The 22,896-nt window shown below is 45.1% G+C and carries 18 protein-coding genes and 1 other RNA gene; 14 read left to right on the forward strand and 5 right to left on the reverse strand.

What is annotated here, in order from left to right; genetic code table 11:
- The 6 genes from pgsA (at nt 1) to G464_RS0101165 (ending at nt 3,991) form a co-directional block, all read left to right on the forward strand.
- A complete protein-coding gene (gene pgsA / locus G464_RS0101140; RefSeq protein ID WP_021618475.1) occupies nt 1-639 on the forward strand; it encodes a CDP-diacylglycerol--glycerol-3-phosphate 3-phosphatidyltransferase in 639 nt (212 codons plus the stop codon).
- 12 nt (nt 640-651) lie between these two features.
- Nucleotides 652-1,158 (forward strand): CinA family protein, encoded by a 507-nt coding sequence (locus G464_RS0101145; protein ID WP_021618474.1) that lies wholly within the window; start codon nt 652-654, stop codon nt 1,156-1,158.
- A 117-nt stretch (nt 1,159-1,275) separates the two neighbouring features.
- On the forward strand, nt 1,276-1,809 hold the full coding sequence (locus G464_RS0101150; RefSeq protein ID WP_420834438.1) for a helix-turn-helix domain-containing protein: 534 nt from the start codon (nt 1,276-1,278) through the stop codon (nt 1,807-1,809).
- A 68-nt stretch (nt 1,810-1,877) separates the two neighbouring features.
- Nucleotides 1,878-2,111: a DUF3046 domain-containing protein gene (locus tag G464_RS0101155; protein WP_021618472.1), complete on the forward strand. Its 234-nt coding sequence runs from the start codon at nt 1,878-1,880 to the stop codon at nt 2,109-2,111.
- A 142-nt stretch (nt 2,112-2,253) separates the two neighbouring features.
- The gene (gene recA / locus G464_RS0101160; protein ID WP_022856418.1) at nt 2,254-3,342 is read left to right on the forward strand and encodes a recombinase RecA; all 1,089 of its coding nucleotides are present in this window, start codon (nt 2,254-2,256) and stop codon (nt 3,340-3,342) included.
- 13 nt (nt 3,343-3,355) lie between these two features.
- Nucleotides 3,356-3,991: a regulatory protein RecX gene (locus tag G464_RS0101165; RefSeq protein WP_022856419.1), complete on the forward strand. Its 636-nt coding sequence runs from the start codon at nt 3,356-3,358 to the stop codon at nt 3,989-3,991.
- 5 nt (nt 3,992-3,996) lie between these two features.
- Here the strand turns inward: G464_RS0101165 and rnpB are convergent.
- Nucleotides 3,997-4,388: RNase P RNA component class A (rnpB, locus tag G464_RS09605), an RNA gene on the reverse strand.
- A gap of 135 nt (nt 4,389-4,523) precedes the next feature.
- Here rnpB and hpf point away from each other — a divergent pair.
- From hpf to G464_RS0101180, 3 genes are all read left to right on the forward strand, one after another.
- Complete coding sequence (gene hpf, locus G464_RS0101170) at nt 4,524-5,174, forward strand: ribosome hibernation-promoting factor, HPF/YfiA family (RefSeq protein ID WP_022856420.1); 651 nt, start codon at nt 4,524-4,526, stop codon at nt 5,172-5,174.
- A 150-nt stretch (nt 5,175-5,324) separates the two neighbouring features.
- Nucleotides 5,325-8,186 carry a preprotein translocase subunit SecA gene (secA, locus tag G464_RS0101175; protein ID WP_022856421.1) on the forward strand — a complete coding sequence of 954 codons (2,862 nt, stop codon included), beginning with the start codon at nt 5,325-5,327 and terminating at the stop codon, nt 8,184-8,186.
- A 155-nt stretch (nt 8,187-8,341) separates the two neighbouring features.
- Nucleotides 8,342-9,313 carry an ROK family glucokinase gene (locus tag G464_RS0101180; protein WP_021618467.1) on the forward strand — a complete coding sequence of 324 codons (972 nt, stop codon included), beginning with the start codon at nt 8,342-8,344 and terminating at the stop codon, nt 9,311-9,313.
- A 56-nt stretch (nt 9,314-9,369) separates the two neighbouring features.
- Here the strand turns inward: G464_RS0101180 and G464_RS0101185 are convergent, their stop codons facing one another.
- Entirely contained in the window at nt 9,370-9,864 is a 495-nt protein-coding gene (locus G464_RS0101185; RefSeq protein ID WP_022856422.1) for a hypothetical protein, read from the reverse strand.
- 41 nt (nt 9,865-9,905) lie between these two features.
- On the opposite strand from G464_RS0101185, the gene G464_RS0101190 reads away from it, so the two are divergent.
- Nucleotides 9,906-10,598: a lysophospholipid acyltransferase family protein gene (locus G464_RS0101190; protein ID WP_022856423.1), complete on the forward strand. Its 693-nt coding sequence runs from the start codon at nt 9,906-9,908 to the stop codon at nt 10,596-10,598.
- A 49-nt stretch (nt 10,599-10,647) separates the two neighbouring features.
- On the opposite strand, the gene G464_RS0101195 is transcribed toward G464_RS0101190, so the two are convergent.
- Both G464_RS0101195 and G464_RS0101200 read right to left on the reverse strand, forming a co-directional pair.
- A complete protein-coding gene (locus tag G464_RS0101195) occupies nt 10,648-12,615 on the reverse strand; it encodes a Stk1 family PASTA domain-containing Ser/Thr kinase (RefSeq protein ID WP_022856424.1) in 1,968 nt (655 codons plus the stop codon).
- A gap of 16 nt (nt 12,616-12,631) precedes the next feature.
- Nucleotides 12,632-13,726 (reverse strand): polyprenyl synthetase family protein, encoded by a 1,095-nt coding sequence (locus G464_RS0101200; RefSeq protein WP_022856425.1) that lies wholly within the window; start codon nt 13,724-13,726, stop codon nt 12,632-12,634.
- Between the two features lie 104 nt (nt 13,727-13,830).
- Between G464_RS0101200 and G464_RS0101205 the strand changes: the two genes are divergently transcribed.
- The 4 genes from G464_RS0101205 (at nt 13,831) to G464_RS0101220 (ending at nt 19,946) form a co-directional block, all read left to right on the forward strand.
- Nucleotides 13,831-14,502 (forward strand): hypothetical protein, encoded by a 672-nt coding sequence (locus tag G464_RS0101205; RefSeq protein WP_155237038.1) that lies wholly within the window; start codon nt 13,831-13,833, stop codon nt 14,500-14,502.
- A 111-nt stretch (nt 14,503-14,613) separates the two neighbouring features.
- Nucleotides 14,614-16,164, forward strand: a complete 1,551-nt coding sequence (locus G464_RS0101210) for an RNA polymerase sigma factor (RefSeq protein ID WP_022856427.1) — start codon at nt 14,614-14,616, stop codon at nt 16,162-16,164.
- A gap of 194 nt (nt 16,165-16,358) precedes the next feature.
- On the forward strand, nt 16,359-18,566 hold the full coding sequence (locus G464_RS0101215; protein ID WP_022856428.1) for a DNA gyrase/topoisomerase IV subunit B: 2,208 nt from the start codon (nt 16,359-16,361) through the stop codon (nt 18,564-18,566).
- 195 nt (nt 18,567-18,761) lie between these two features.
- Nucleotides 18,762-19,946, forward strand: a complete 1,185-nt coding sequence (locus G464_RS0101220; protein WP_021618459.1) for an MFS transporter — start codon at nt 18,762-18,764, stop codon at nt 19,944-19,946.
- A 35-nt stretch (nt 19,947-19,981) separates the two neighbouring features.
- Here the strand turns inward: G464_RS0101220 and G464_RS0101225 are convergent, their stop codons facing one another.
- On the reverse strand, nt 19,982-22,669 hold the full coding sequence (locus G464_RS0101225; protein ID WP_022856429.1) for a DNA gyrase/topoisomerase IV subunit A: 2,688 nt from the start codon (nt 22,667-22,669) through the stop codon (nt 19,982-19,984).
- Nucleotides 22,670-22,896 lie beyond the last annotated feature (227 nt).

The raw sequence follows: 22,896 nt of genomic DNA on the forward strand, positions 1-22,896 counted from the left end.
ATGTCTGAGAAGAAATCGCTCCTTGATGGATGGAATAGTATTCCAAATATTATTACTTACGTGCGCATCGTTATGATGTTCGCTTTTCTGTACTTCGCTGGTGTTGGCGGACCGTATGGACATACCGATACACGTAGCCGTTGGATTGCAGCTATTTTGTTCATCGTGGCTGCTTCTACAGATAAGCTCGACGGTTATTTAGCACGCCGCTACAATCAGGTTACTGAGCTGGGTAAGTTGATTGATCCGATTGCCGACAAACTTCTGATTTGTGGAGCGTTTATTGTTCTGTCTATTCAGGGAGAAATCTGGTGGTGGGTGACCATTCTTTTCCTTGTGCGAGAAATAGGCATTACAGTTATGCGTTTCTTTGTTATCGACACAGGCGGATCGGTTATTGCTGCTTCCAGTGCCGGTAAACTTAAGACGCTCACGCAATGCATTGGTCTCGGTATGGTTTTGCTTCCTTTATGGGTTTTTCTCGGCGAAACGAGCACATGGTGGACATACTATAAATGGATAAGCATAGCTATTGTGCTTTTAGCTTTGTTCTTCTGCCTGTATTCGGGTGCAGAATACCTTATTAATACTTTTGGTAGGCCTCGCACCAAAGAAAATAAAACAGATCAAGAAAAGTAGCATTACGCGGTTATGACCTTAGCATCATTAGATCAGCAAGATACTCTGGCGAAGACGCTGCTTAGTAGTTGCCGTGAAGGCCAACTATCCATCTGCTGTGCTGAATCTTTAACAGGTGGATTGCTTGCGGATGCTTTTGTGCGCGTTCCTGGAGCCTCTGATGTTTTTCTTGGTTCGGTCAATACCTATGCTGTGCGTACTAAAACACGTATCTTGGGAGTTGACGCAAATTTTTTGGAGGCGAACGGTCCGGTCAATGCTTATACAGCGGAGCAGATGGCGCTGGGTGCGTTGCGCGTATTTGGTTGTGATGGTATTGCATTGTCAACAACAGGTGTTGCAGGTCCTGGACCAGATGGCGATATATCTGCGGGAACATTTTATGTAGCCTGCGCTCTCAGTGATGGGCGTGTGATGAGTGAGAAACATTATTGCGCTGATGCTGCTCGTGAAGAAGTGAGACGCTGTGCAGTTTCTTCCGCTTTACGTCTTGGATCTGCCCAATTTATGGTGCAATAACGGGTGCAATACTTCAGATTTCGTGTATTTTCTTGTGAAGCATGTCACATTTTCGCCAGTTGGGGAATAAAAAGAAGTTGAGTGAGGTTGGCTCAAGTAATACCAATGAAAAGAGGCATGATGATTTCTACACCAGTACAGACATACGAGCAGGCAACCCCTAGTGTTGAAGAAATGAAGCGTGCTGCTAGTAAAGAAGCTATGGTACGCAATCTGACTCCTGCTCAGCTTCGTGCAGTTGCCATGGCTCAGCAGCAGGTACTTCGAGCACAGAAGGCTCGCGCGGCGAAGAATGAACGAGAAGCAGCACGTAGTCGCATGTGGGCAAACTCTGAACTAGATGAGCGTACAGTAGAAACTCCATTAACTGCCACACGTCATGATGTTGTAGATGCAGATACTTTCTCTTTACGCAAAGTGCAGGGTAGCGTGTTGCGTTCCTTACGCACTCGTGATCGTAAAACTTTGCGAGAGGTTAGTCAGAAGGCTGGAGTGTCTTTGGGCTATCTGTCTGAGGTAGAGCGTGGACAGAAAGAAGCAAGCTCGGAACTCTTAGCATCTATTACTGATGCTTTAGACGTTAAATTATCGGATATGCTCGTTTTGGTGGCTGAACGTGTGCGTGAATATGAAAATGCAGGTATGCGTTAAACTTCTTTCATACCTAACCTCGCTTATGATAGTTTTCGGATTATGATGAGCGAGGTATTTTTATGTCTATGAGAGAACGAGAATTTTGGGAATTACTTGAAGAGGTGTTCGGTCGTGCCTATGGTCGTTCGTTAGCACATGATCAAGCGCTCGATGCTCTCGATAATATGACAGTAGAACAAGCATTAGAAGCAGGTGTGGAACCGCGCACGGTATGGAATATATTGTGCAATCAGATGGATATTCCCGATAGCAGGCGGTGGGGTCGAGATCATAATGCACCACCTTTACCTGCAGACTAACGGGACACGCACTCAATTTTCGAACAAATGTTCGATTAATCTGCTATAGTTATTCACATTGGTTCACATGTATAAAATAACTTGAGAAGCATAGACAGAGCTAACTACAGTGAAGGTATCTTCACGTCAAAAAGGAGAAGTTATGGCAACTGCAAAGAAGGATGCGGCCACTACTAAAGATCGTCGTCAAGAAGCTCTCGACGCCGCACTGGCGCAGGTAGAAAAGAGCTTCGGTAAAGGCTCTGCTATGCGCTTGGGAGATAAACCGATAGAGAATATTGAGGTTATTCCTACAGGGTCTTTGGCCTTAGATATGGCTTTGGGTATTGGAGGATTGCCACGTGGTCGCATTGTAGAAATTTATGGACCAGAATCCTCTGGTAAAACAACAATTGCTCTCCAAGCTGTTGCAAGCGCGCAACGTCGAGGGGGAGTAGCAGCATTTATTGATGCTGAGCATGCTCTTGATCCGGAATATGCGCGTCATTTAGGTGTAGATACAGATTCTCTTATTGTGTCTCAGCCAGATAATGGTGAACAAGCATTGGAAATTGCCGATATGCTCATTCGTTCTGGTGCTTTAGACATTATTGTTGTCGACTCAGTGGCAGCTCTTGTTCCTAAGGCTGAAATTGAAGGTGAAATGGGAGATAGTCATGTGGGCTTACAAGCTCGACTGATGAGCCAAGCATTACGTAAAATGACTGGTGCATTAAACCAAGCTAATACCACAGCTATCTTTATTAACCAGTTGCGTGAAAAGATTGGTGTGTTCTTCGGTAGTCCAGAAACAACAACTGGTGGTAAAGCTCTGAAGTTCTATGCCTCTGTGCGCATGGATATTCGCCGTATTCAAACATTGAAGAATGGTGAGGACGCTGTGGGCAACCGCACCCGTGTGAAAGTCGTTAAAAACAAGATGGCTCCACCATTTAAGTCTGCTGAATTCGACATTCTCTATGGTGAGGGAGTGTCGCGTGAAGGTTCGGTTATCGATATGGGCCTTCAAATAGGCATTGTGAAGAAGTCGGGTTCTTGGTTCACCTACGATGGAGACCAGTTAGGTCAGGGTCGTGAGAAAGTTCGTCAGTTCTTGATTGATAATCCAGAATTAACTGAGGAAATCGAAAACCGAGTGAAGATGGAATACGGTTTAATACCACGCCCTGAAGCAGACAATGCAGAAGGAACTGGTGAAGCTTCTCAAGATGCTCCAACAGAAACAAAGTAAGTGGTGACAATCAGTGATTTCAGCAGAGGATTTTCTGCAGAATAATCCTGCTTCAGTTGTTGATAATCCGGATACTTCCGATGGTGTTGACGACACACATACTTCAATAGACATGCTGCATCATGCGGTGCAGCATGTCGAAGTGAAGGGAATTTTTCAGCGCAGTGATGCGGAAGATAAATGCCAAGAAGCGGCATTACGTTTACTTGATGCAGCTCAACGACCTTCAGGTGCTCTACGTGAACGTTTGATTGCCAAAGAATTCTCAGTAGAAACTGTGGATACAGTTGTAAACAGACTGATGAATTTAGGTTTGGTTGATGACGAGGCATACGCGCGCAGTGCTGTACGCTATTGCGTGTCGCGAAGTTTAGGGCAAAGCGGAACCCTCATGGAGCTTAAACGCAAAGGTGTTGACGCATCCTTAGCAATGCAAGCCGTTCAAGAAGCTCAGGAAGAGGGCGCTTTTATAGAATCTGCGTATGCTCTAGTGGAGCGCGTTGCAAAGCGCACACGTGGTTTAGATAAAAACGTGCGTTTACGACGATTATGGTCTGCAGCAGGACGTAAAGGACATTCTCCTGAGCTTATTCGCCAAGCGCAGTATGAGGTTTTCAATGCAGAAACTAGCGAAGAAGAAGCTGAATAAAAATTAGTGTGAGACCTCATATACCCCGGGTTCTGTCCTCGTATGTAAAAGACATACAAGGGGTGACCATCCATCTCGACTTAATATTGCTATTAAGCTCTAGCAGCCTACCCGAATACCAAACAAGCGAGCAGCTTAGATATTCTACTTGACCTTGCTCCCGATGAGGCTTGCCATGCGACTTCTGTTACCAGTCGTCCGGTGGTCTCTTACACCACCGTTTCACCCTTACCTTATACAGCTACGCCATATAAGGCGGTCTATTCTCTGTTGCGCTATCTCTCAGGTTGCCCTGGGCGGACGTTATCCGCCATCGTGCTCTATGGAGCCCGGAAGTTCCTCAGTTATTCTGGAGATTTCTCCCCATGTGGATAACCGCGGTCACCCAGAGGTCTCACAATCTTTATATGCTACCACGCTTTCTTGTTGAATTCTATTGCAAAATGCCATGAAGTTTTATTGTAAATGAGTTAAGATTAAGTCACGTTAGCAAAGATGTTAACGTCTTGCGATTCATTTCAAGGAGGTCACCATGGAAATCGTGGTAACTGGTCGTCATACGCAAATTAAGCAAAAGTTCCGTGACGTAGTTGAAAGCAAGATGAATCGAGTGACTAATATTGCACCGGATGCACAACGTGTTCAAGTTATGCTCTCTCATGAGGGGAATCCTCGCCTTGCTGATACTGCAATGCGTGTGGAACTCACCGTGATCGCTGGTCGTACAGTTGTTCGCGCTGAAGCTTCCAGCAGCGATGATTTGAGTGCATTGGATTTAGCACTCGACAAGCTCACATTACGTCTGCGTAGAACTCGTGACCGTCGTAAGGATCACCGTCGTGGTTATGAGTCTGTGCAAGCAGTTGATCTCGGTGTTGTAGAACCAGAAGAAGAGCCAGCTGTAGCAGAGTATGAACCTGTTACCCCATCTCAAGCTGTTGCAGGGGATTTGGAACCAGGTGAATCGGTAGAAGTTCGCGTTGGTGATTCGCCAATAGTCATTCGTCGCAAGCTCCATATTGCAGAACCAATGTCAATTGATGAAGCTTTGTACGAAATGGAATTGGTTGGACACGATTTCTTCCTCTTCGTAAATAGCGAAACTCATCGCCCGTCGGTAGTGTACCGTCGTCATGGATGGAGCTACGGTGTATTTGAAATCGAAAGTGCTAAGAACATCTAACTTTAAAACACTGTAGGTATGGGGCTACCTATCTAGAAATCTCTAGATAGGTAGCCCCATACCCATGTGTGCACTGTGTTTGCGTTATCTGTGCATTGTCGTAGTATGGGAGCAGTTTGTAAAAACCACTTGTGTGGAAAAAGTAGGAGAATGCACGTGGGAATTCTTGACAAAGCTTTGCGTATGGGTGAAGGCGCGCAGCTTCGTAAGCTGAAGTCTGTGGCAGATCAGGTCAATGCTCTTGAAGATGAGATTAGCGCATTAACAGACGCTGAACTCAAGGAGCAAACCTCAAAATTTAAGGCACGTTTAGCCCAGGGCGAGAGTCTTGATGATTTGATGCCAGAAGCATTTGCTACAGTACGTGAAGCTGCTAAGCGAGTTCTCGGTCAGCGTCACTTCGATGTGCAGCTTATGGGTGGTGCAGCATTGCACTGGGGCAATATTGCAGAAATGCGTACTGGTGAAGGTAAGACGTTGGTTGCAACCTTGCCAAGCTATTTGAATGCATTAAGTGGTAAGGGTGTTCACGTGGTAACCGTGAACGATTACTTGGCTAACTACCAGTCCGAATTGATGGGACGTGTATTCCGTGCTCTGGATATGAAGGTTGGTTGCATCTTAACGGATCAGTCTCCAGCAGAGCGCCGCAAGCAGTACAATGCCGACATTACCTATGGTACGAATAATGAATTCGGCTTCGATTATCTGCGAGATAACATGGCATGGAATAAGTCTGACCTTGTTCAGCGTGAACACCACTTTGCTATTGTCGATGAAGTCGATTCCATTTTGATTGATGAGGCTCGAACTCCTCTGATTATTTCTGGACCAGCTGAGGGAGATGTGACCCGCTGGTATCGCCAGTTTGCTAGGCTCGTGCTCAAGCTCAACCGAGACGAAGACTATGACGTGGACGAGAAGAAGAAAGTTATTGGTATTCTCGACTCCGGTATTGCGAAGATTGAAGATTTCTTAGGAATCGATAATCTGTATGAGCCAGCAAATACTGCGCTTATTGGCTATCTGAATAATGCTATCCGTGCGAAGGAACTCTTCGTGCGTGATAAGGATTATGTTGTTCAGGGGGGCGAAGTTCTCATTGTTGACGAACACACCGGACGTATGCTTCATGGTCGTCGTTACAACGAAGGTTTGCATCAGGCCATCGAAGCTAAAGAAGGTGTAGAGGTTCAGGCAGAAAACCAAACTTTCGCTACAATTACTTTGCAGAACTATTTCCGCATGTACGATAAGTTAGCTGGTATGACGGGTACTGCAGAAACTGAAGCTGCAGAATTTATGAATACTTATAAGCTCGGTGTTATCCCAATCCCAACTAACCGACCTATGATTCGTATGGATCAGGATGACTTGATTTTCCGCACTCAGAAGGAAAAGCTTGTTGCCATTGTTAAGGATGTAGCAGCACGTCACGAAAAGGGTCAGCCTATTTTGCTGGGTACCTCGTCTGTGGAATCCTCTGAGTTGGTGTCTACCTTGCTTGATCAGGTGAATATTCCTCACAAGGTACTCAATGCTAAGCACAACGAAGCAGAAGCTGCTGTTGTTGCTGTTGCTGGTCGTAAAGGTGCTGTAACTGTGGCAACCAATATGGCTGGTCGTGGTACAGATATTATGCTCGGCGGTAACGTTGAGTTCCTTGCTGATGCAAAGTTGAAGGCTCAGGGATATTCTCCAGAAGACACTCCAGAAGAGTATGAGCGCTTATGGCCTGCAGCTTTGGATGAGATGAAGCAGCAGGCAAAGGATGAGCATGAAGAAGTGAAGGAACTGGGCGGTTTGTATGTGCTCGGTACTGAACGTCATGAATCTCGCCGTATTGATAATCAGTTGCGTGGTCGTTCTGGTCGTCAGGGTGATCCTGGTGAATCTCGCTTCTACCTGTCTTTGGAAGACAATTTGATGCGTCTGTTCAACACTCAGCTTGTTGCTCGTGTTATGGCTAAGGGCATGCCAGAAGGCGAGCCTATTGAGCATAAGAGCGTATCGAATGGTGTGCGTAATGCTCAGAAGTCTGTTGAATCTCGTAATTTCGAAACACGTAAGAATGTGTTGAAGTACGACGATGTTATGAATAAGCAGCGTACTGTTGTCTATTCGGAACGCCAGGCTGTGCTGCAGGGTGCTGATATCTCCTCCGACATTACGAAGTTTATTCACGATGTTGTTGCATCCTATGTTCAGGGTGCAACAAAGGGCGTAGATGTTCCTGCTAAGTGGGATCTTAGCGAACTGTGGAAGGCTCTTGAATCTATTGTTGCTCTTGAGTTTGATGAAGAACAGCTCAAGAGTGAACTTGGTAAGCTTAAGGGTGATAAGGCACGTGCAAAGCTTACAGATCTGGTTGCCGATAAGCTGACAGAAAAGTACGCAGCCAACGAGAAGATTGTAGGCGATGAAGCGATGCGTACTATTGAGCGTCGCGTTGTTTTGGCAGTTATGGATCGTAAGTGGCGTGAACACCTCTACGAGATGGATTATCTCAAGGACGGTATCGGTTTGCGCGGTATGGGTCAGCGCGACCCTCTGGTGGAATACCAGCGAGAAGGCTACCAGATGTACAACTCTATGGTTGATTCTATTAAGGAAGAGGTTGTACAGTTACTCTTCAATATTGATTTGGAGTTGATTGCTCGCGAAGCCGAAGAGAATGAAGCTGTTGAGAATCAGGAAGTTCCTGAAGAATCCTTAAGTTACTCTGCTCCAACTGAAGACGCTGCAAGCGATGAAGAAATTGAAGAAGACGAAGATTCCGAAGATACTGAGTCTTCTGAGCGTGTGTCTCATTCTTATGAAGGCCATGTAACTGGTGCTGCTCCTATCAGCCATGCTGAAGGAAAAGTACCTGCTAGCAAGCGTCCAAAGAGTGAAGAGCTGCACAGCCCATGGTCTGATGGTCGCGTATTTGAAGGTACTCCAAAGAATGCGCCATGCCCATGCGGTTCAGGACGCAAATATAAGATGTGCCACGGTAAGAATGAGAAGTAAAAGCTCATAGGCAGAAAAGTCGGAAGAAGATTTCTTCCGACTTTTTTATATGCATTTTATGCAACTTAGATGTCCCACTCGCACATCATGCATGTTCGCCTAGTGTTCGTGATAGAGTGACAGGGTATGGCGGGAGCTACATAAATGGAGGAATAATGCACTCGTTAGCAGTTGATATTGGTGGTACTAAGATTGCCGTTGGCTTGTGTGATGAAAACGATGTCATCGTACGCCAGTGGACGTCTCCAACACCAGAAGAAGCAGAGCTCATCGATGAGCATATTGCAAATCTTTACCTGGAAGCATCTAAGTCTTTCGAAGACATTGTTGCCATTGGAATTTCTGCAGCAGGTAATGTAAAGGAAGATCGTCGCACTATTAGCTTCGCAGCTAATATTAGCGGCTGGGTGAACTACCCATTAGCAGATCGCATCGAAGCACTTATTGATCACAAAGTTCCAGTCGTTGTAGAAAACGATGCAAACTGTGCTGGTTGGGGTGAATTCGTTCATGGCGCAGGTAAGGGTCACAAGAACATGGTTGCCCTCACTGTGGGTACTGGTTTAGGTGGAGCTATCGTTATCGATGGTAAGCTTTTCCGTGGATCCTACGGTATGGCTGCAGAATTTGGCCACTTGCCAATGGTGTCTGATGGCGATACCTGTGGTTGCGGTTTGCGAGGTTGTGCAGAACGCTATACCTCAGGAAACGCATTAGAGCGTTTTGCACGTTCCGCAATTCGTCGTCGTCCACAAGATGCAGATCGTCTGCTGGAGATGTGCGGTGGAGATATTGCAGAATTGCGTGGCAAGATGGTTTCTCGTGCTGCCGATGAAGGCGATGCCATCAGCTTATATGCGTTCAACAAGATTGGTGAGTGGTTGGGTCGTACTATGGCTGCTATTTCTGCCGTATTGGATCCTGATGTGTATGTTATCGGCGGTGGCGTAGTTGCTGTTGGCGATATTCTTCTCGATCCTGCGCGCTACAACTATTCTCGCTTCTTGCAGGCAAGCGCATATCGCCCACATCCACCAATTCTAGCTGCAACAGCTGGTCAGGACGCTGGTTTGATTGGTGCCGCGAACTTAGCATTGCGCTTCTACTTAGAAGAATATAAGAAGTGATTTATCCGCTCATACATAAAGCCATGGTGACAACGGTATCGCCATGGCTTTATGTATTAAATGCGAGCCCCATCATTGTGCCTATTCGAGGCAGAATTTGTGCGTGAACGGTGCATCGTCCCCAGAATACCAAAGGCAAGAATTAAACTGATACCTGCAATAAGAGCACACAGGCTACGTACTGCAGGGAAAGCCGCTGCTACAAAAATAGATCCAAAACCGATGATGACAAGAACGGCCGCAATAACCGAACTTGTTGTTACAGATGACCAGCTTGGATTCGGTGCATGAAAGTGATCATCATCTGCATCCAGCCATGACGTAGAGTAACCGCGCGGTGTAGTCGTGTTATTCACGAAAACATCATCATTAATGCTTTTTATGTGCAAAGTTGGTCGTTTCGTACTCTTCTGTTCGTCAATACGAGAGGCTTTTTTCTCAAATTTTTTGGCTGTACGAGATTTTTCTATGGATTCTAGCTCTTCACTATGAGCGTTGACAAAGTCTGCCCACGTGTCATCTGTAGAGCTCTTATGGTTATCATTAGTCATAGGACTATTTTAGGACTATTTTACGAAATGGGGAGCCGAGAATGTATTGGTTTTTTGTCAAGACTTTAGGACGTCTTGCTCAAATGCGATTCCATGTGGATGCGGTGGGAGTAGATAATATTCCACGCACAGGTGGCGCTATTATTGCGGCGAACCATCTGTCTGTTATTGATGATGGAGTTATTCCTATTACATGCCCGCGTATGGTTCATTTTATGGGCAAAGCTGAATATTTTACTGGTAAAGGTTTCAAAGGATGGTTTAAGAAGTGGTGGTTCACTTCTGTGGGTGTTTTTCCTGTAGACCGTTCAGGAGGAAGTAAATCTGCTGGTGCTATGGATACGGCACGAAAGATTTTAGAAGATGGTAAACTTTTCGGCATTCATCCAGAAGGCACGCGCAGTCCTGATGGAAAGCTATATAAAGGTCATACAGGTTTTGCACGCCTTGCTTTAGAAACTGGATGTCCTATAGTTCCTACAGCTTTAATTGGTACGCGCGAAGTACAAAAACCAGGGCAAAACTTACCAGGAAAAGGTCAAGTAACCTGCGTATATGGTGAGCCTATACAGGTCCAGAAAAAAGATACAGCAGATATTACGCACGACGATATTCGAAACCTGACTGATGAACTTATGCGGCGTATCCAAAAATTAAGCGGGCAAGAATATGTAGATATCTATGCTCAAGAAGCTAAAAAGCTTATAGCAGAAAAAGCTGAGAGTAACGAATAAAATCAACATAAGCCGCATACCTTTTAACTTCGGTATGCGGCTTTTTGTATTAGTTCTTCGTACTGGTGAGGGTAACACTACGCGCTTTACCCGAGTCATCGGTTACAGAAACAATCTCGCCAGGGGAAATCGATTGTTTGGCTACCGTATCTCCGCCCTTTCGGGAAATCTTCACGTTGAGACCCAAATCTTCAAGAACTGTTTGCGCGCGCGGCAAGGTCATACCTCGAACATTAGGCATGGTTATAGTATGTGCTCCCTTAGATACAGTTAGCGTTACGGTATCGTTCCATTTCAGCTTAGAATCAGCTTGAACGGATTGATTGATGACTTCTCCGGCATCAGCAGTAGCAGAATACTCTTCTTTGACGTTTGCAGTAATTTTGAGCTGGGCGAGTGCTGCTAGAGCGTCACCACGGCTCATTCCCACAAGATTAGGCATAGTTACTGTTTTCAATCCCTTAGATAGCACAACAGTAATTGCAGTATTATGGTTTACCTTAGTTCCAGCTCGTGGAGAGATGGATATAACTGCGCCTTTTGGAACTGATAGAGAATACTCATCTGTATGACTGTCGTGTTTAATATTGGTAAAACCAGCTTTTTTGAGTGCTTTCAGAGGGTTTTTACCATTACTTGACTGCGGGTTCGTAATATCGGATGGAATAGTTATTTGTTCGATTCCTGTAGAAACGATAAGAGATACTGTTTCGTTTTTCTTTGAAATATGGCTGCCAACAGTCGATGGGGTGGAGGAAATTATTTTTCCTGATTTAATAGTATCGCTATGTTTCTTGCTGACCGTATAGGAAATACCTTGGTCTTTTAATAATTTTTGATAGCTGGCAGCATCTGCCCCTGACAGAGTGCACGATGTTTGAGCAGTGCATGTGCTGTCATGGGCTGCAGGAAGAGTGTAATAACTACCAGGACCCCAGTTATCCCACCACATAACAAGTCCAGCAATAAGCAAAATAACGCTTATTAAGCCAATAACCGCTGAAGTCATGCGATACTTTTTTGTCCATACAATGAGGCGACCAAGATATGAGGTCTGTTTTTGCGGTAATCGCGTGTTAATAGCAGGAAGAGACGGTTTTTTCGTGGAAATAACGCGCGTTGAGCTGGCTGAAGAAGTTGAGAGACGAAGATTAAAATCTTTGCTGCTGAGCGATTGTATAACTTTATCGAGTTGACCGGCAGCAATACTGGCATTATTCGGTCTATTTTCGAGATTACGGCTGACCAGAGAAGCCACGAAAGAACATAGAGACGTTGGAAGAGCAGAAGATATAACACGTAAATTGGGAACATCTTCGTGCACATGTTTATATACAACAGTAACAGGATTATCTGATTCAAAAGGTGGACGGCCTACGAGCATTTCCCATGCCATCAAACCCACAGCGTACAAATCAGAGGCAGGAAGAGAAAGATTTTTTTCAGCAGTTTCTGGAGCAATATACGTTGTTGTGCCCAAAACCATACCGGTAGGAGCTAAAGTTGCATTCGATGTACGTTTAGCCAAGCCAAAATCAGCAATTTGCACATTACCATGTGCATTAATCATAATATTTTCTGGTTTAATATCGCGATGAATAATATCTTGCTCATGAGCTGCGGATAGACCCGAAAGAATCTGACGTAGAATACTGACAGTTTCGCGCACGCTCAAGGTATGTTTACTGCGCAGAAGCGAACGTAAATTGGCTCCTTCAATGTATTCCATAACAATATAGCCCACGCCATCAATACTTCCAGCATCAAATACATGAACAATATGAGGATTATCTAAAGCTGCTGCAGATAGAGCCTCACGGTGGAAACGTTGGGTATATTGGTCGCCTTGTTCGGATAAAGCGAGAGATGTATGCATGATTTTAATTGCCACACGCTTATCGAGACGTTGATCGGTAGCTTCATACACACTAGCCATGCCGCCTTCAGCAATTTTGCGCGAAATCAAGTAACGGTTGTCAATAAGTTGGTTGATATATCGTGCAGATGCTGTTGTCATAATTGCTAGTCTAACCTTAACCTACGAAACGAGAGCAGAAAGATATGAAGTTTTGCGTATCCTGAGCAGATACGTTCATACTCATACATGCTGCGAGTATCTCTTGAGCTGCGTGAGTCCATAAGTTTTCTACATCGGTAATACTCGCCTCAATAGCACCGCATGAGATGAAAAGAGAACGAATCTGTTCTACGTCCTGTTCGGAACGAGTTTCGCGCATATAGGCATCAATCAGAAAAGCTCTGTCAGAAGGCTGAGCGAGACGCAAAGCATGAGAAAGAACCCAGGTGCGCTTTGCTTCTCGAATATCTCCTCCCACAGGTTTGCCCGTTTTTTGGGGAGTAGACATAAGATCGAGCAAATCATCATGAATTTGGAAAGCTATACCGAGCTTTTCTCCTACAGAATGAGCAAAACTACGGGCCAGAGTAGCAGCTTGGGGATGACCAGAAGCAAGCATTCCCATAAAAAGAGGCGCAATAGTTGTGTAGCTAGCTGTTTTATTAATATAAGTAGCTCGTATTGATGAATGTAATTCATCGGTGTGCGTTAAATCGAGACTTTCCATAGAAATATCCATGATTTGACCAAGTTCTACCTGATCGTGCATGTCAAGAAAAGCGTGAAAGATATCCGACGAATGCGCTAAAACTGAACTGCTCGTATGCGCTGTACGGATGCTGAGCGTTGCGAGTAAATCTCCCAGCATAAGCGCTAAACCGGAACCTTGATCTGCGTTCTGAGTAAATTGCGAAAGAGCACGATGCGCTGATGGTTGCCCACGACGAGTATCTGCTGCATCAATAATATCGTCATGAATTAGAGCTGCTGTTTGGAAAATTTCAATAGCGCAACCTAAATCGATAATCTCATCTGAGTGTTTAGCAGGTGAGTTATCTGGAGTGAAAGTAGCTACTGTGTTGTGCAGCAATAAGGCGCGTAAACGTTTGCCTCCACGACTTGAAGAAGCTGCCTGACCGCCTACCTGATTCAACAAATGCATAACATCGGGAGCATCAATAGCAGGGAAGTGCTGCATTTTATCGTGCCATGCACGTGTTATTAAGCTTTCCAGACGCTCATCAATGTCGTATTGAGTCAGTTCTTTCACACTTCTAGTGTAAAGGAGAATGTCTAAAAAGGCGTGTTATCCACATTGGTTCACATATTCATTTCAATATCTCGAATTGAAGCTTGCTGGTGAACAATAGAAATATGAGTACACAAAGATATTTTAAAACGCAGGTAATTGCGCAACGTCAAGCAGATTTTATGTCTGAACGAATGACTAACCCAAACAGTGAACCAGAGATTATTCATCGATGGCTCAGCGATGTTTGCCTTGAATGGATGCATATGATGAATGCGCCATATAACGAGGTTCAAGAAAAGGTAGAAACATCGGTTGAAGCACCACAATGGAGCGAGGATGAATATTATCGTTTTATTGTGGGCATAACCAAGTATCTAGCTTTTAGAGATGCCATTATTTTAACTGCTATGAGAAATTTACCGGAAGCGACGACTCTCGATTTTCTTAAGTATCCTACGCACAGGCGCAGCACCATGTTGGTGCACGAAATTTTGGCGTCCCTGATTAATGATGTGAATGCGCAGCCAGATTCTGAGCGTTTAAGTAGATGCATGGATATTCTTGATGCAATCAAAATTCTTGTTCCCGAGAAATATCATGCACCGTTTTACGGTATTCAGGCGTATCTGCTGTGGGCAAGCGGGGAATTCTCGAAAGCTCTTACTGCTAATAAGCATGCCTTAAATCAAGATAGAAACTATACGTTATCTCTGATTACTGGTAAAGCTCTCGATAAGAAAATCTATCCTGCATGGTGTGTTCACGCTCAATGTGCGAAAAATACTGAAACATGATGGAATAAAAGTCTTGGCTTTTTGGTTATCTTGTGGTATACACATACTTGCACTTGCCATAAGTGCGTCCTTTTTGCGCCTTTCTGCGTAAAAAGTACCAAGGAGGATAGGTTGGCTACAGCGAAAAAAACTGCAACAGCACAGGATACTGAGCAGGAGAAAGCTACGAAGGCGACATCGCGAAAGAAAACTACAGCTAAGAAAAAAGCTGTGGACGTAGCAGAAGTTGCTCAGGACGCGGTAATCGATATGGAGGCTGCTGCAGAGGATAAGCCAGCAAAGAAAACTCGCTCAACCAAGAAATCAGCAGCATCTCAGAGTAGTTCTTCACGCAGTACGAAGAAAAAAGCTGACGATAAAGAGGACACTTCTGCACAACCAGCAAAGAGAACACGTCGTAAGAGCACAGCCAAAGCCGAGGCTGAAGTTAGTGACGATGTAACGTCTGAAACACAGGACGATGAATTGGTAGATGATTTGTCTGATGATAATGCAGACGATACCGATGATCTCGATTCTATTGAATTAGACGAGAACGGTGACCCTATTACTCATGATGATGACGATGATTTAGGTAAGGAACGTACAGACGATCCTGAACCAGAAAACGATGATGAGGAAGAAGAGGAGCCACAGGAGGAACCTCAAGGTGAGGGTGCCTTTATTCTCAACGAGTCTAAAGAGGATGACGATACTCTCATTCCTTCAGGTAACCCGAAGCGCCGTGTTGTAGCAACAGGTGCAACAGCCGACCCTGTGAAAGATTACCTCAAGCAGATTGGTCGAGTAAACTTGCTGACTGCTGATCAGGAAGTGGACTTATCTGAACGCATTGAGGCAGGTTTGTACGCTCAGCATATTTTGGATACCGAAAATATTGATGAGATGACCTTCAAGCAAAAGCGTGAGCTCAAGTGGGCTGCTAGTGACGGTAAGAAAGCTAAAGATCACTTGCTTGAGGCGAACTTACGTCTGGTTGTGTCTTTAGCTAAGCGTTATACAGGTCGAGGCATGCTCTTCTTGGATTTGATTCAGGAAGGTAATTTAGGCCTGATTCGTGCTGTAGAAAAGTTTGACTGGAAGAAGGGCTTTAAGTTCTCCACATATGCAACATGGTGGATTCGTCAGGCTATTACTCGTGCAATGGCTGATCAGGCACGCACTATTCGTGTTCCTGTGCATATGGTGGAAGTTATTAACAAGCTTTCGCGCGTGCAGCGTCAAATGTTACAGGATTTGGGTCGTGAACCAACTCTTGATGAGCTTGCTCGCGAGCTCGATATGCCTGTAGAAAAGGTTCAGGAAGTCCAGAAATATGGTCGTGAACCAATTTCTCTTCACACACCATTGGGTGAAGATGGCGATTCTGAGTTCGGTGATTTGATTGAAGATTCCGATGCTATTGCACCATCTGAATCCGTTGCATTCTCGCTGCTTCAGGACCAGTTCAAGCAGGTTCTTGAAACCCTGAGCCCACGAGAAGCTGGCGTTATTAAGATGCGTTACGGTTTGGAAGATGGCCAGCCAAAAACTTTGGACGATATTGGTCATGTATATGGCGTAACACGTGAACGTATTCGACAGATTGAGTCGAAAACAATGGCGAAGTTACGTCATCCATCACGTTCTCAGACTTTGCGAGACTTCCTTGATCAGGAATAATAAGGAGTAATCAGGAATAACGGGAAGCTGCCAGAAGTAGCTACCAGAAGTAAGAGAGTGTGCGAACTGGTTATGTGCGGGCAGGTCTGTTTTCTCTAGACCTGCCCAGACATTTTAGCGGGGTATGAGCGATACTAAGCTGACCAAAAGGTTGTATGCATTCGTAACCGTGTGTGTGAAAGAGGCATTTTTTCATGGCTGCTAAGAAAACAGCACAAGAAGAATATAATGCAGATAGTCTGTCCGTTTTGGAGGGACTCGATGCAGTACGTAAACGTCCGGGTATGTATATCGGAACTACCGATAGTCAAGGACTTATGCACTGCTTATGGGAAATTATTGATAATTCTGTGGATGAAGCCTTAGCGGGTGTATGCACACAGATTACTGTTACTCTTCATACAGATGGATCTATTACTGTAGAAGATAATGGTCGCGGTATTCCAATTGACAAAGAATCAAAGACAGGGTTATCGGGCGTAGAAGTCGTGCTGACGAAGCTACACGCAGGTGCTAAATTTGGTAGTTCCTCCTATAATGCTGTGGGTGGTTTGCACGGTGTGGGCTCATCTGTGGTTAATGCTTTGAGTGAGCGTTTAGATGTTGAAGTTGACCGTGATGGTCAAACATATCGCATGGAATTCCATAAGGGCCATCCTGGAGTGTATACGGATGCAAATCCTAATCAGCCATCTCCTCAATCACCGTTTAAAGCAACGGCTAAGCGTAAAGCAACAGAATTGCGCGTTGTAGGCACATATGAAGGCAAGCATACAGGAACACGTATTCGTTATTGGCTTGATCCTGAAATATTTAACGCCACAGCTCAATTCAACTATGAGCAATTGGTAAATCGAGTACGCCAGACGTCCTTCTTAGTGCCAGGACTGAAGATTACCGTGGTCGATGAATCTGTTGAAGAGCCAGTCGAGACCGTTGTAGTTGACGAGTCGAGCGATGTACCAAACGATAGCGCCAAGGATGCTGAACAGCTGCACCAGCCACAGCAGGCGCACCCTCGCGTGCAAAGTTTCCACCACGAGGGCGGAATTGTTGATTATGTTGACTTCTTAACCAGTGGCGAAGCAGTTAGCGATATTTGGCATATTACAGGACAAGATACATACGAGGAAGAAACTCAGATTGTGTCTGCTCAAGGTGATTTGCATGCTGAGATGATTGAACGTTCATGTGATGTTGATATTGCTTTGCGTTGGGTTAATGATTACGAAACCACTGTGCGCAGCTTCGTCAACGTAGTGGAGACTCCTGGCGGCGGTATGCATGTGGATGGTTTCTTAAACTCCATAACCAAACAGGTGCGCAAAAATGTGGAAGCTAATGCGCGCAAACTCAAATACAATACTAAAGATTCCAGTATGAAAGTGGAACGCGATGACGTTGTTGCAGGCCTCGTGGCTGTAGTAACTGTGCGCATTGCTGAACCACAATTCCAAGGTCAAACTAAGGACGTGCTGGGAACAGCTCCAGTGAAGCCTATTGTGACGAAAATGTCCGATAAACAGTTCGGAGAGATGATATCTGGTTCGCGTCGCGGTTTTAAAGAGCAGTCGATGCGTGTGCTTGAAAAAATTGTGGGAGAAATGCATGCACGCATTCAGGCGCGTAAAACGAAGGAAGTAACGCGACGTAAAAATGCGTTGGAGTCAGCTTCAATGCCTTCAAAGCTGTCGGATTGCCAGCCAGGAAATGATGACATCGCTGAACTGTTCATTGTTGAGGGTGATTCCGCTTTAGGCACTGCTAAGGCGGCTCGTAACTCAATGTTCCAAGCTCTGCTACCAATTCGTGGAAAAATTTTGAATGTGCAGAAGGCTTCTACTGCGCAAATTTTAGCGAATAAAGAATGTTCATCTATTATTCAAGTTGTTGGAGCAGGCTCAGGCTCGACATTCGATGTGAGCCAATCTCGCTACAACAAAGTTGTTATGATGACCGATGCAGACGTCGACGGAGCGCATATTCGCACTCTGCTGCTCACCTTATTCTATCGTTATATGCGCCCGCTTATTGCTGAAGGACATGTCTATGCAGCTGTGCCGCCTTTGCATCGTATTGCTTTAACAGGCAAACGTAAGGGTGAATATATCTACACGTATTCTGAGGAAGAGCTGGGTATTAAGCTTGCTCAGCTGCGTGAACAAGGTATTGCGTATAACGAAGATATTCAGCGTTATAAGGGTTTGGGTGAGATGGATGCAGATCAGCTTGCCGATACCACTATGGATCCGCGTACGCGCATGCTTCGTCGTATTCGCTTAGAAGATGCTGCGCATGCCTCAGATATTTTCAGCCTCTTGATGGGTGATGAAGTTCCTCCTCGTAAGCAGTTTATTATTGATAACGCAGATGATTTCGATCGTTCGAAGATTGACGCCTAGTATCTGTGGAAAGCGAATGATTCGCTTGACGTGAATCATTCGCTTTTTCTTAAGTTTTACGCGAAAAACCACAATTCTTTCGCTCGGAATGTAAATCCCCTACGCTAGTATTTTCCTTGATGTGAACGTTGTCATACATGCTCTTGGTGGCAGGGCAGCCACAGCAATGAGGCATAAACATAGAAAAGGAGTGCAATGGCGAACTTACTTTTGGGCGTCATTTATTTAGCTTTTATTTCGCTCGGTCTTCCTGATTCTTTAATGGGATCAGCATGGCCATCTATGTATCCTGCTTTCCATGTGCCCGTATCATATGCAGGTATTGTTACTTTTATTATTACTTTGGGCACTATTATTTCTGCTCTGCTCAGTGACCGTTTAACCTATAAGTTAGGTGCTGGCAAGGTTACAGCATTTTCAGTGGCTGCAACTGCTATAGCGCTTCTGGGATTTTCTCTTGCTCCAAGCTTTTGGATTGTGTGCTTATGGGCTATACCGTATGGTTTAGGAGCCGGAGCTATTGATGCAGCTCTGAATAATTACGTGGCGTTACATTATAGTAATCGTCATATGAGTTGGCTGCATGCCATGTGGGGAGTGGGCACTGTTATTAGCCCATATATTATGGCGTATGCTATTGCTCAGCAGCATCAATGGCAGTTGGGATATCGCTATATTTCCTTTATTCAGATTGGTATTACCTGTATTGTTTTTGCTTCTCTTCCATGGTGGGCAAAAAGAGGTGCACAATCAGAACATAGCTCGGAAACTGAGCAGAGCGACAAGGCGGACTCTGCTCCTCTTGGTCTTATAGCAACTTTGCGTTTGCCTATGGCTAAAGAGATTTTATTTATGTTCTTAGCTTACTGTGGTATTGAAGGAACAGCAGGATTATGGGCAAGTACTTTTGCCATGCAAGCGCGCGGTATTACTGCTGAAGATGCAGCTACTTGGGCAAGCTACTTCTTTATTGGTATTACAGCCGGTCGTTTAGCCTGCGGTTTTATTGCAGAGAGATTTACTGATTCACAGATGATTCGTTTGGGGTGCATAGTGCTTGGAGCGGGTATTGTAGTCACTATGATTCCTACGCCATGGAATCCGTTGACGATGATTGGTTTAATTGTTATTGGAGTCGGTTGTGCTCCGATTTATCCAAGTATTATTCATTCCACTCCTGCTATTTTTGGCGAACAACATTCTCAAGCCATGATTGGTGTTGAAATGGCGAGCGCTTATACAGGAAATCTTGTATTGCCTCCACTATTCGGTATTATAGCGCGTAATATTTCAGCAGTGTATTTACCTGTTTATTTGCTGATTTTGTTTATTATTTTGTGCGGTATGCATGAACTGATTGTGCGCAAAATGAGTAAATAAATTAATGGTCAGTGCTTAGGCGCTGACCATTAATTTTATACGCGGGAGAAATAGGTTATTGGAGCACTTAATTCCGTACCTGAACCGTCTCGACGCATATCTACTGCAGGAAGATCCACCGGGTGGCCACTCTGCGTTGCAGCAAAGACTGGTACGTCCGCGACTGTAGCAGCAATTAGCGTGTTTTGACCGCGCAGGAAGCGTTGTGAGCGCACGCCACCTGTTGCACGACCCTTCGTAGGGTACTGCTCCAATGGTGTTACCTTGCAAGCGCCGTTATCTGTGCCTGGCAGAGCATCAGCATCTCCAGCAACGGTTACGACTACTGCGCCTGACTGAGCAGTATTTCCTTCTTCGTTATCGTCATACGTCCATGCCACCTTACCGGCAGGAACAACAGCAAAGCAGACAATATGCTGACCTTCAGATAGTTTCATACCAGTCATACCGCCAGCTGTGCGACCTTGGGCGCGTACCGCGGAAGCTGCAAAAGTTAGAAGAGATGAATCAGAAGAAATAAAGACGAGACGATCATCATCATCCGCTTGAGCAGCATGGAGAACTTCGTCATTATCCTTCAAATCGATAACACTCCATGAATCCATGGTTGTTGGTGATTCTCTATTCCATCTCTTAACAACGCCGTTACGTGTTCCCAAAGCCAAAGGCGTAGAATCATCGTCATTCATAGAAATAACAGCAACAGTATGTTCACCCTCAACAGGGTCGGTACTTTCTGTGCTCATGAGTAACTCATCGGCTGGAACGCCAGCGCTTAAGCTCAAGTACTCCGAAACAGGTAGCTGAGGTAAATCGGAGGTATGTGCTGTCACTAAACGACCTGCTGACGTAATGAGCGCATACGTTGAACGTGTAGATGATTGAATAAGAGAGAGAAGAGTATCATCAGCGTAGCGTGGGGTAGCGGCATTACGAGAGTGATACACATCCCAAGCAGTTGCAGATAATCGTGCAATACGCCCTGAAGCACTCAGAGCAATAACACACGGCACATCTTCTACTTCCAGCGCGGACGATGGGGCTGCACCACGTACTGAGCCTAAAGCAGCACTAGCCTGCATTTGTGCATTAACCTGAGCTAAGGCTTGAGCATGTGAAGAACCTCCACCAACACCCAACGCAGTTGATGTCTGCTCAGATGGGGTAGACGAGCTAGAAGACGATACAGCAGACTGTACAGGAGTAAAGCCGTTTTCTCCTTCATCGAGCAAAATACTGCGACGATCATCTCCCCATTGCTCAACAGCCTTATTCATGGAATCAATAACAACCCCATCTAAGACCTGAGCAGAACCGAGAATTTCATTGAGCTCTTCGATAGCACGCTTCAAATCATCGCGTTCTGTTTCCAACTCAATACGGCTCATTTTTGTTAAACGACGCAAACGCAAATCTAAAATATACTGCGCCTGAATCTCGTCTAAATCAAAAACAGCCATTAAACGGTGTTTAGCGGAATCAGCGTCATCCGAAGAACGAATAACTTCAATAACCTCATCAATATCGATAAGGGCAAGCAATAAACCTTCTACCAAGTGCAGACGTTCTTCAGCTTTACGCTTACGATAAATAGAGCGTTTTCGAATAACATCGCGACGATGAGCAATCCATACATTCAGTAGCTCAAGCAAACCCATAGTACGCGGACGTCCATCGACCAGAGCCACGTTATTAATAGTGAAGTTATCTTCCAAAGGAGTGTACTTAAATAACTGAGTAAGCACGGCCTGAGGATCGAAACCTGATTTAATTTCAATAACTATGCGCGTTCCGTTATGACGGTCTGTTAAATCAATCGCGCCGGAAATACCGTCAAGTTTTTTATTTTTAACGCTTTCAGATATGCGCTCCAAAACCTTTTCTGGACCAACCATAAAAGGAAGTTCAGTAACAATAATTGCTTTCTTACGCGCCGTCACATTCTCAATATGCGTTTGTGAACGCGTGGTAAATGTTCCGCGTCCCGTCTCATAGGCCTCACGAATGCCATCTCGCCCCATAATAATGCCACCACCGGGCAGATCTGGTCCTGGAATATAGCGCATCACATCCTCGAGTGTTGCCTCGGGATGCTTCATCAAATATTGTGCTCCCGCCACAACCTCACGCAAATTATGAGTGACCATATTTGTGGCCATACCCACCGCAATACCCGAAGCTCCATTAACCAGCAAATTAGGGAATGCCGCTGGAAGCACAGTCGGCTCTTCTAGCTTATTATCGTAATTTGGTGTGAAATCAACGGTTTCTTCGCCAATAGAATCAATCATACCGAAAGCTGAAGGAGCTAAACGGGCTTCAGTATAACGTGAAGCAGCAGGACCGTCATCCAACGAACCAAAATTACCGTGACCGTCCACCAAAGGTAATCGCATAGCAAAAGGCTGAGCCAAACGCACCATGGCTTCATAAATAGCAGAATCGCCGTGAGGATGAAGTTTACCCATCACTTCACCCACAACACGTGCTGACTTCATATATGGTTTCTCAGGAGTCAAACCCATCTGACCCATCTGATAAATAATACGTCGCTGAACAGGCTTCATGCCGTCGCGCGCATCAGGCAAAGCGCGCGCATAAATAACGGAATACGCGTACTCCAAGAAGGACTTGCTCATTTCCTCCTGAAGCGGCGTGTCTACGATATTTTCCTTAATCTCGCGAGGATCGTAAGTAGCGGCGTGTGTGCGTTTGCGTGCCATGTATCTCCTTATATAACACAGTCCCACTTATTATATACGTCCGCTCTACGTTCGCGACCATGCGCGCTCGGTTTTTGTTTATCTGTTTTGTTTATCTGTTTTGTTTTGATGAGAATTGAGCATATGGGGGAGTATGCAGGTTATTTGGGGTGCCGTGCATGGCGGGTGTGCGCGTAAATAAATAATGAGTGTGTGAATAAATAGTGCGCGCTAGGATGAGGGATGCG

Origin of the sequence: Alloscardovia omnicolens DSM 21503 (genome assembly GCF_000420505.1) — a bacterium.
Lineage (GTDB): Bacteria > Actinomycetota > Actinomycetes > Actinomycetales > Bifidobacteriaceae > Alloscardovia > Alloscardovia omnicolens.

Excerpts from the sequence above, each read along its gene's own strand:
- recA (WP_022856418.1), top strand. The coding sequence starts at position 2,254 with ATGGCAACTGCAAAGAAGGATGCGGCCACTACTAAAGATCGTCGTCAA.
- G464_RS0101190 (WP_022856423.1), top strand. The coding sequence starts at position 9,906 with ATGTATTGGTTTTTTGTCAAGACTTTAGGACGTCTTGCTCAAATGCGA.
- G464_RS0101145 (WP_021618474.1), top strand. The coding sequence starts at position 652 with ATGACCTTAGCATCATTAGATCAGCAAGATACTCTGGCGAAGACGCTG.
- G464_RS0101155 (WP_021618472.1), top strand. The coding sequence starts at position 1,878 with ATGAGAGAACGAGAATTTTGGGAATTACTTGAAGAGGTGTTCGGTCGT.
- G464_RS0101185 (WP_022856422.1), bottom strand. The coding sequence starts at position 9,864 with ATGACTAATGATAACCATAAGAGCTCTACAGATGACACGTGGGCAGAC.
- G464_RS0101220 (WP_021618459.1), top strand. The coding sequence starts at position 18,762 with ATGGCGAACTTACTTTTGGGCGTCATTTATTTAGCTTTTATTTCGCTC.
- hpf (WP_022856420.1), top strand. The coding sequence starts at position 4,524 with ATGGAAATCGTGGTAACTGGTCGTCATACGCAAATTAAGCAAAAGTTC.
- G464_RS0101205 (WP_155237038.1), top strand. The coding sequence starts at position 13,831 with ATGAGTACACAAAGATATTTTAAAACGCAGGTAATTGCGCAACGTCAA.
- G464_RS0101195 (WP_022856424.1), bottom strand. The coding sequence starts at position 12,615 with ATGACAACAGCATCTGCACGATATATCAACCAACTTATTGACAACCGT.
- G464_RS0101150 (WP_420834438.1), top strand. The coding sequence starts at position 1,276 with ATGATGATTTCTACACCAGTACAGACATACGAGCAGGCAACCCCTAGT.
- G464_RS0101225 (WP_022856429.1), bottom strand. The coding sequence starts at position 22,669 with ATGGCACGCAAACGCACACACGCCGCTACTTACGATCCTCGCGAGATT.
- G464_RS0101180 (WP_021618467.1), top strand. The coding sequence starts at position 8,342 with ATGCACTCGTTAGCAGTTGATATTGGTGGTACTAAGATTGCCGTTGGC.
- secA (WP_022856421.1), top strand. The coding sequence starts at position 5,325 with ATGCACGTGGGAATTCTTGACAAAGCTTTGCGTATGGGTGAAGGCGCG.
- G464_RS0101215 (WP_022856428.1), top strand. The coding sequence starts at position 16,359 with ATGGCTGCTAAGAAAACAGCACAAGAAGAATATAATGCAGATAGTCTG.
- pgsA (WP_021618475.1), top strand. The coding sequence starts at position 1 with ATGTCTGAGAAGAAATCGCTCCTTGATGGATGGAATAGTATTCCAAAT.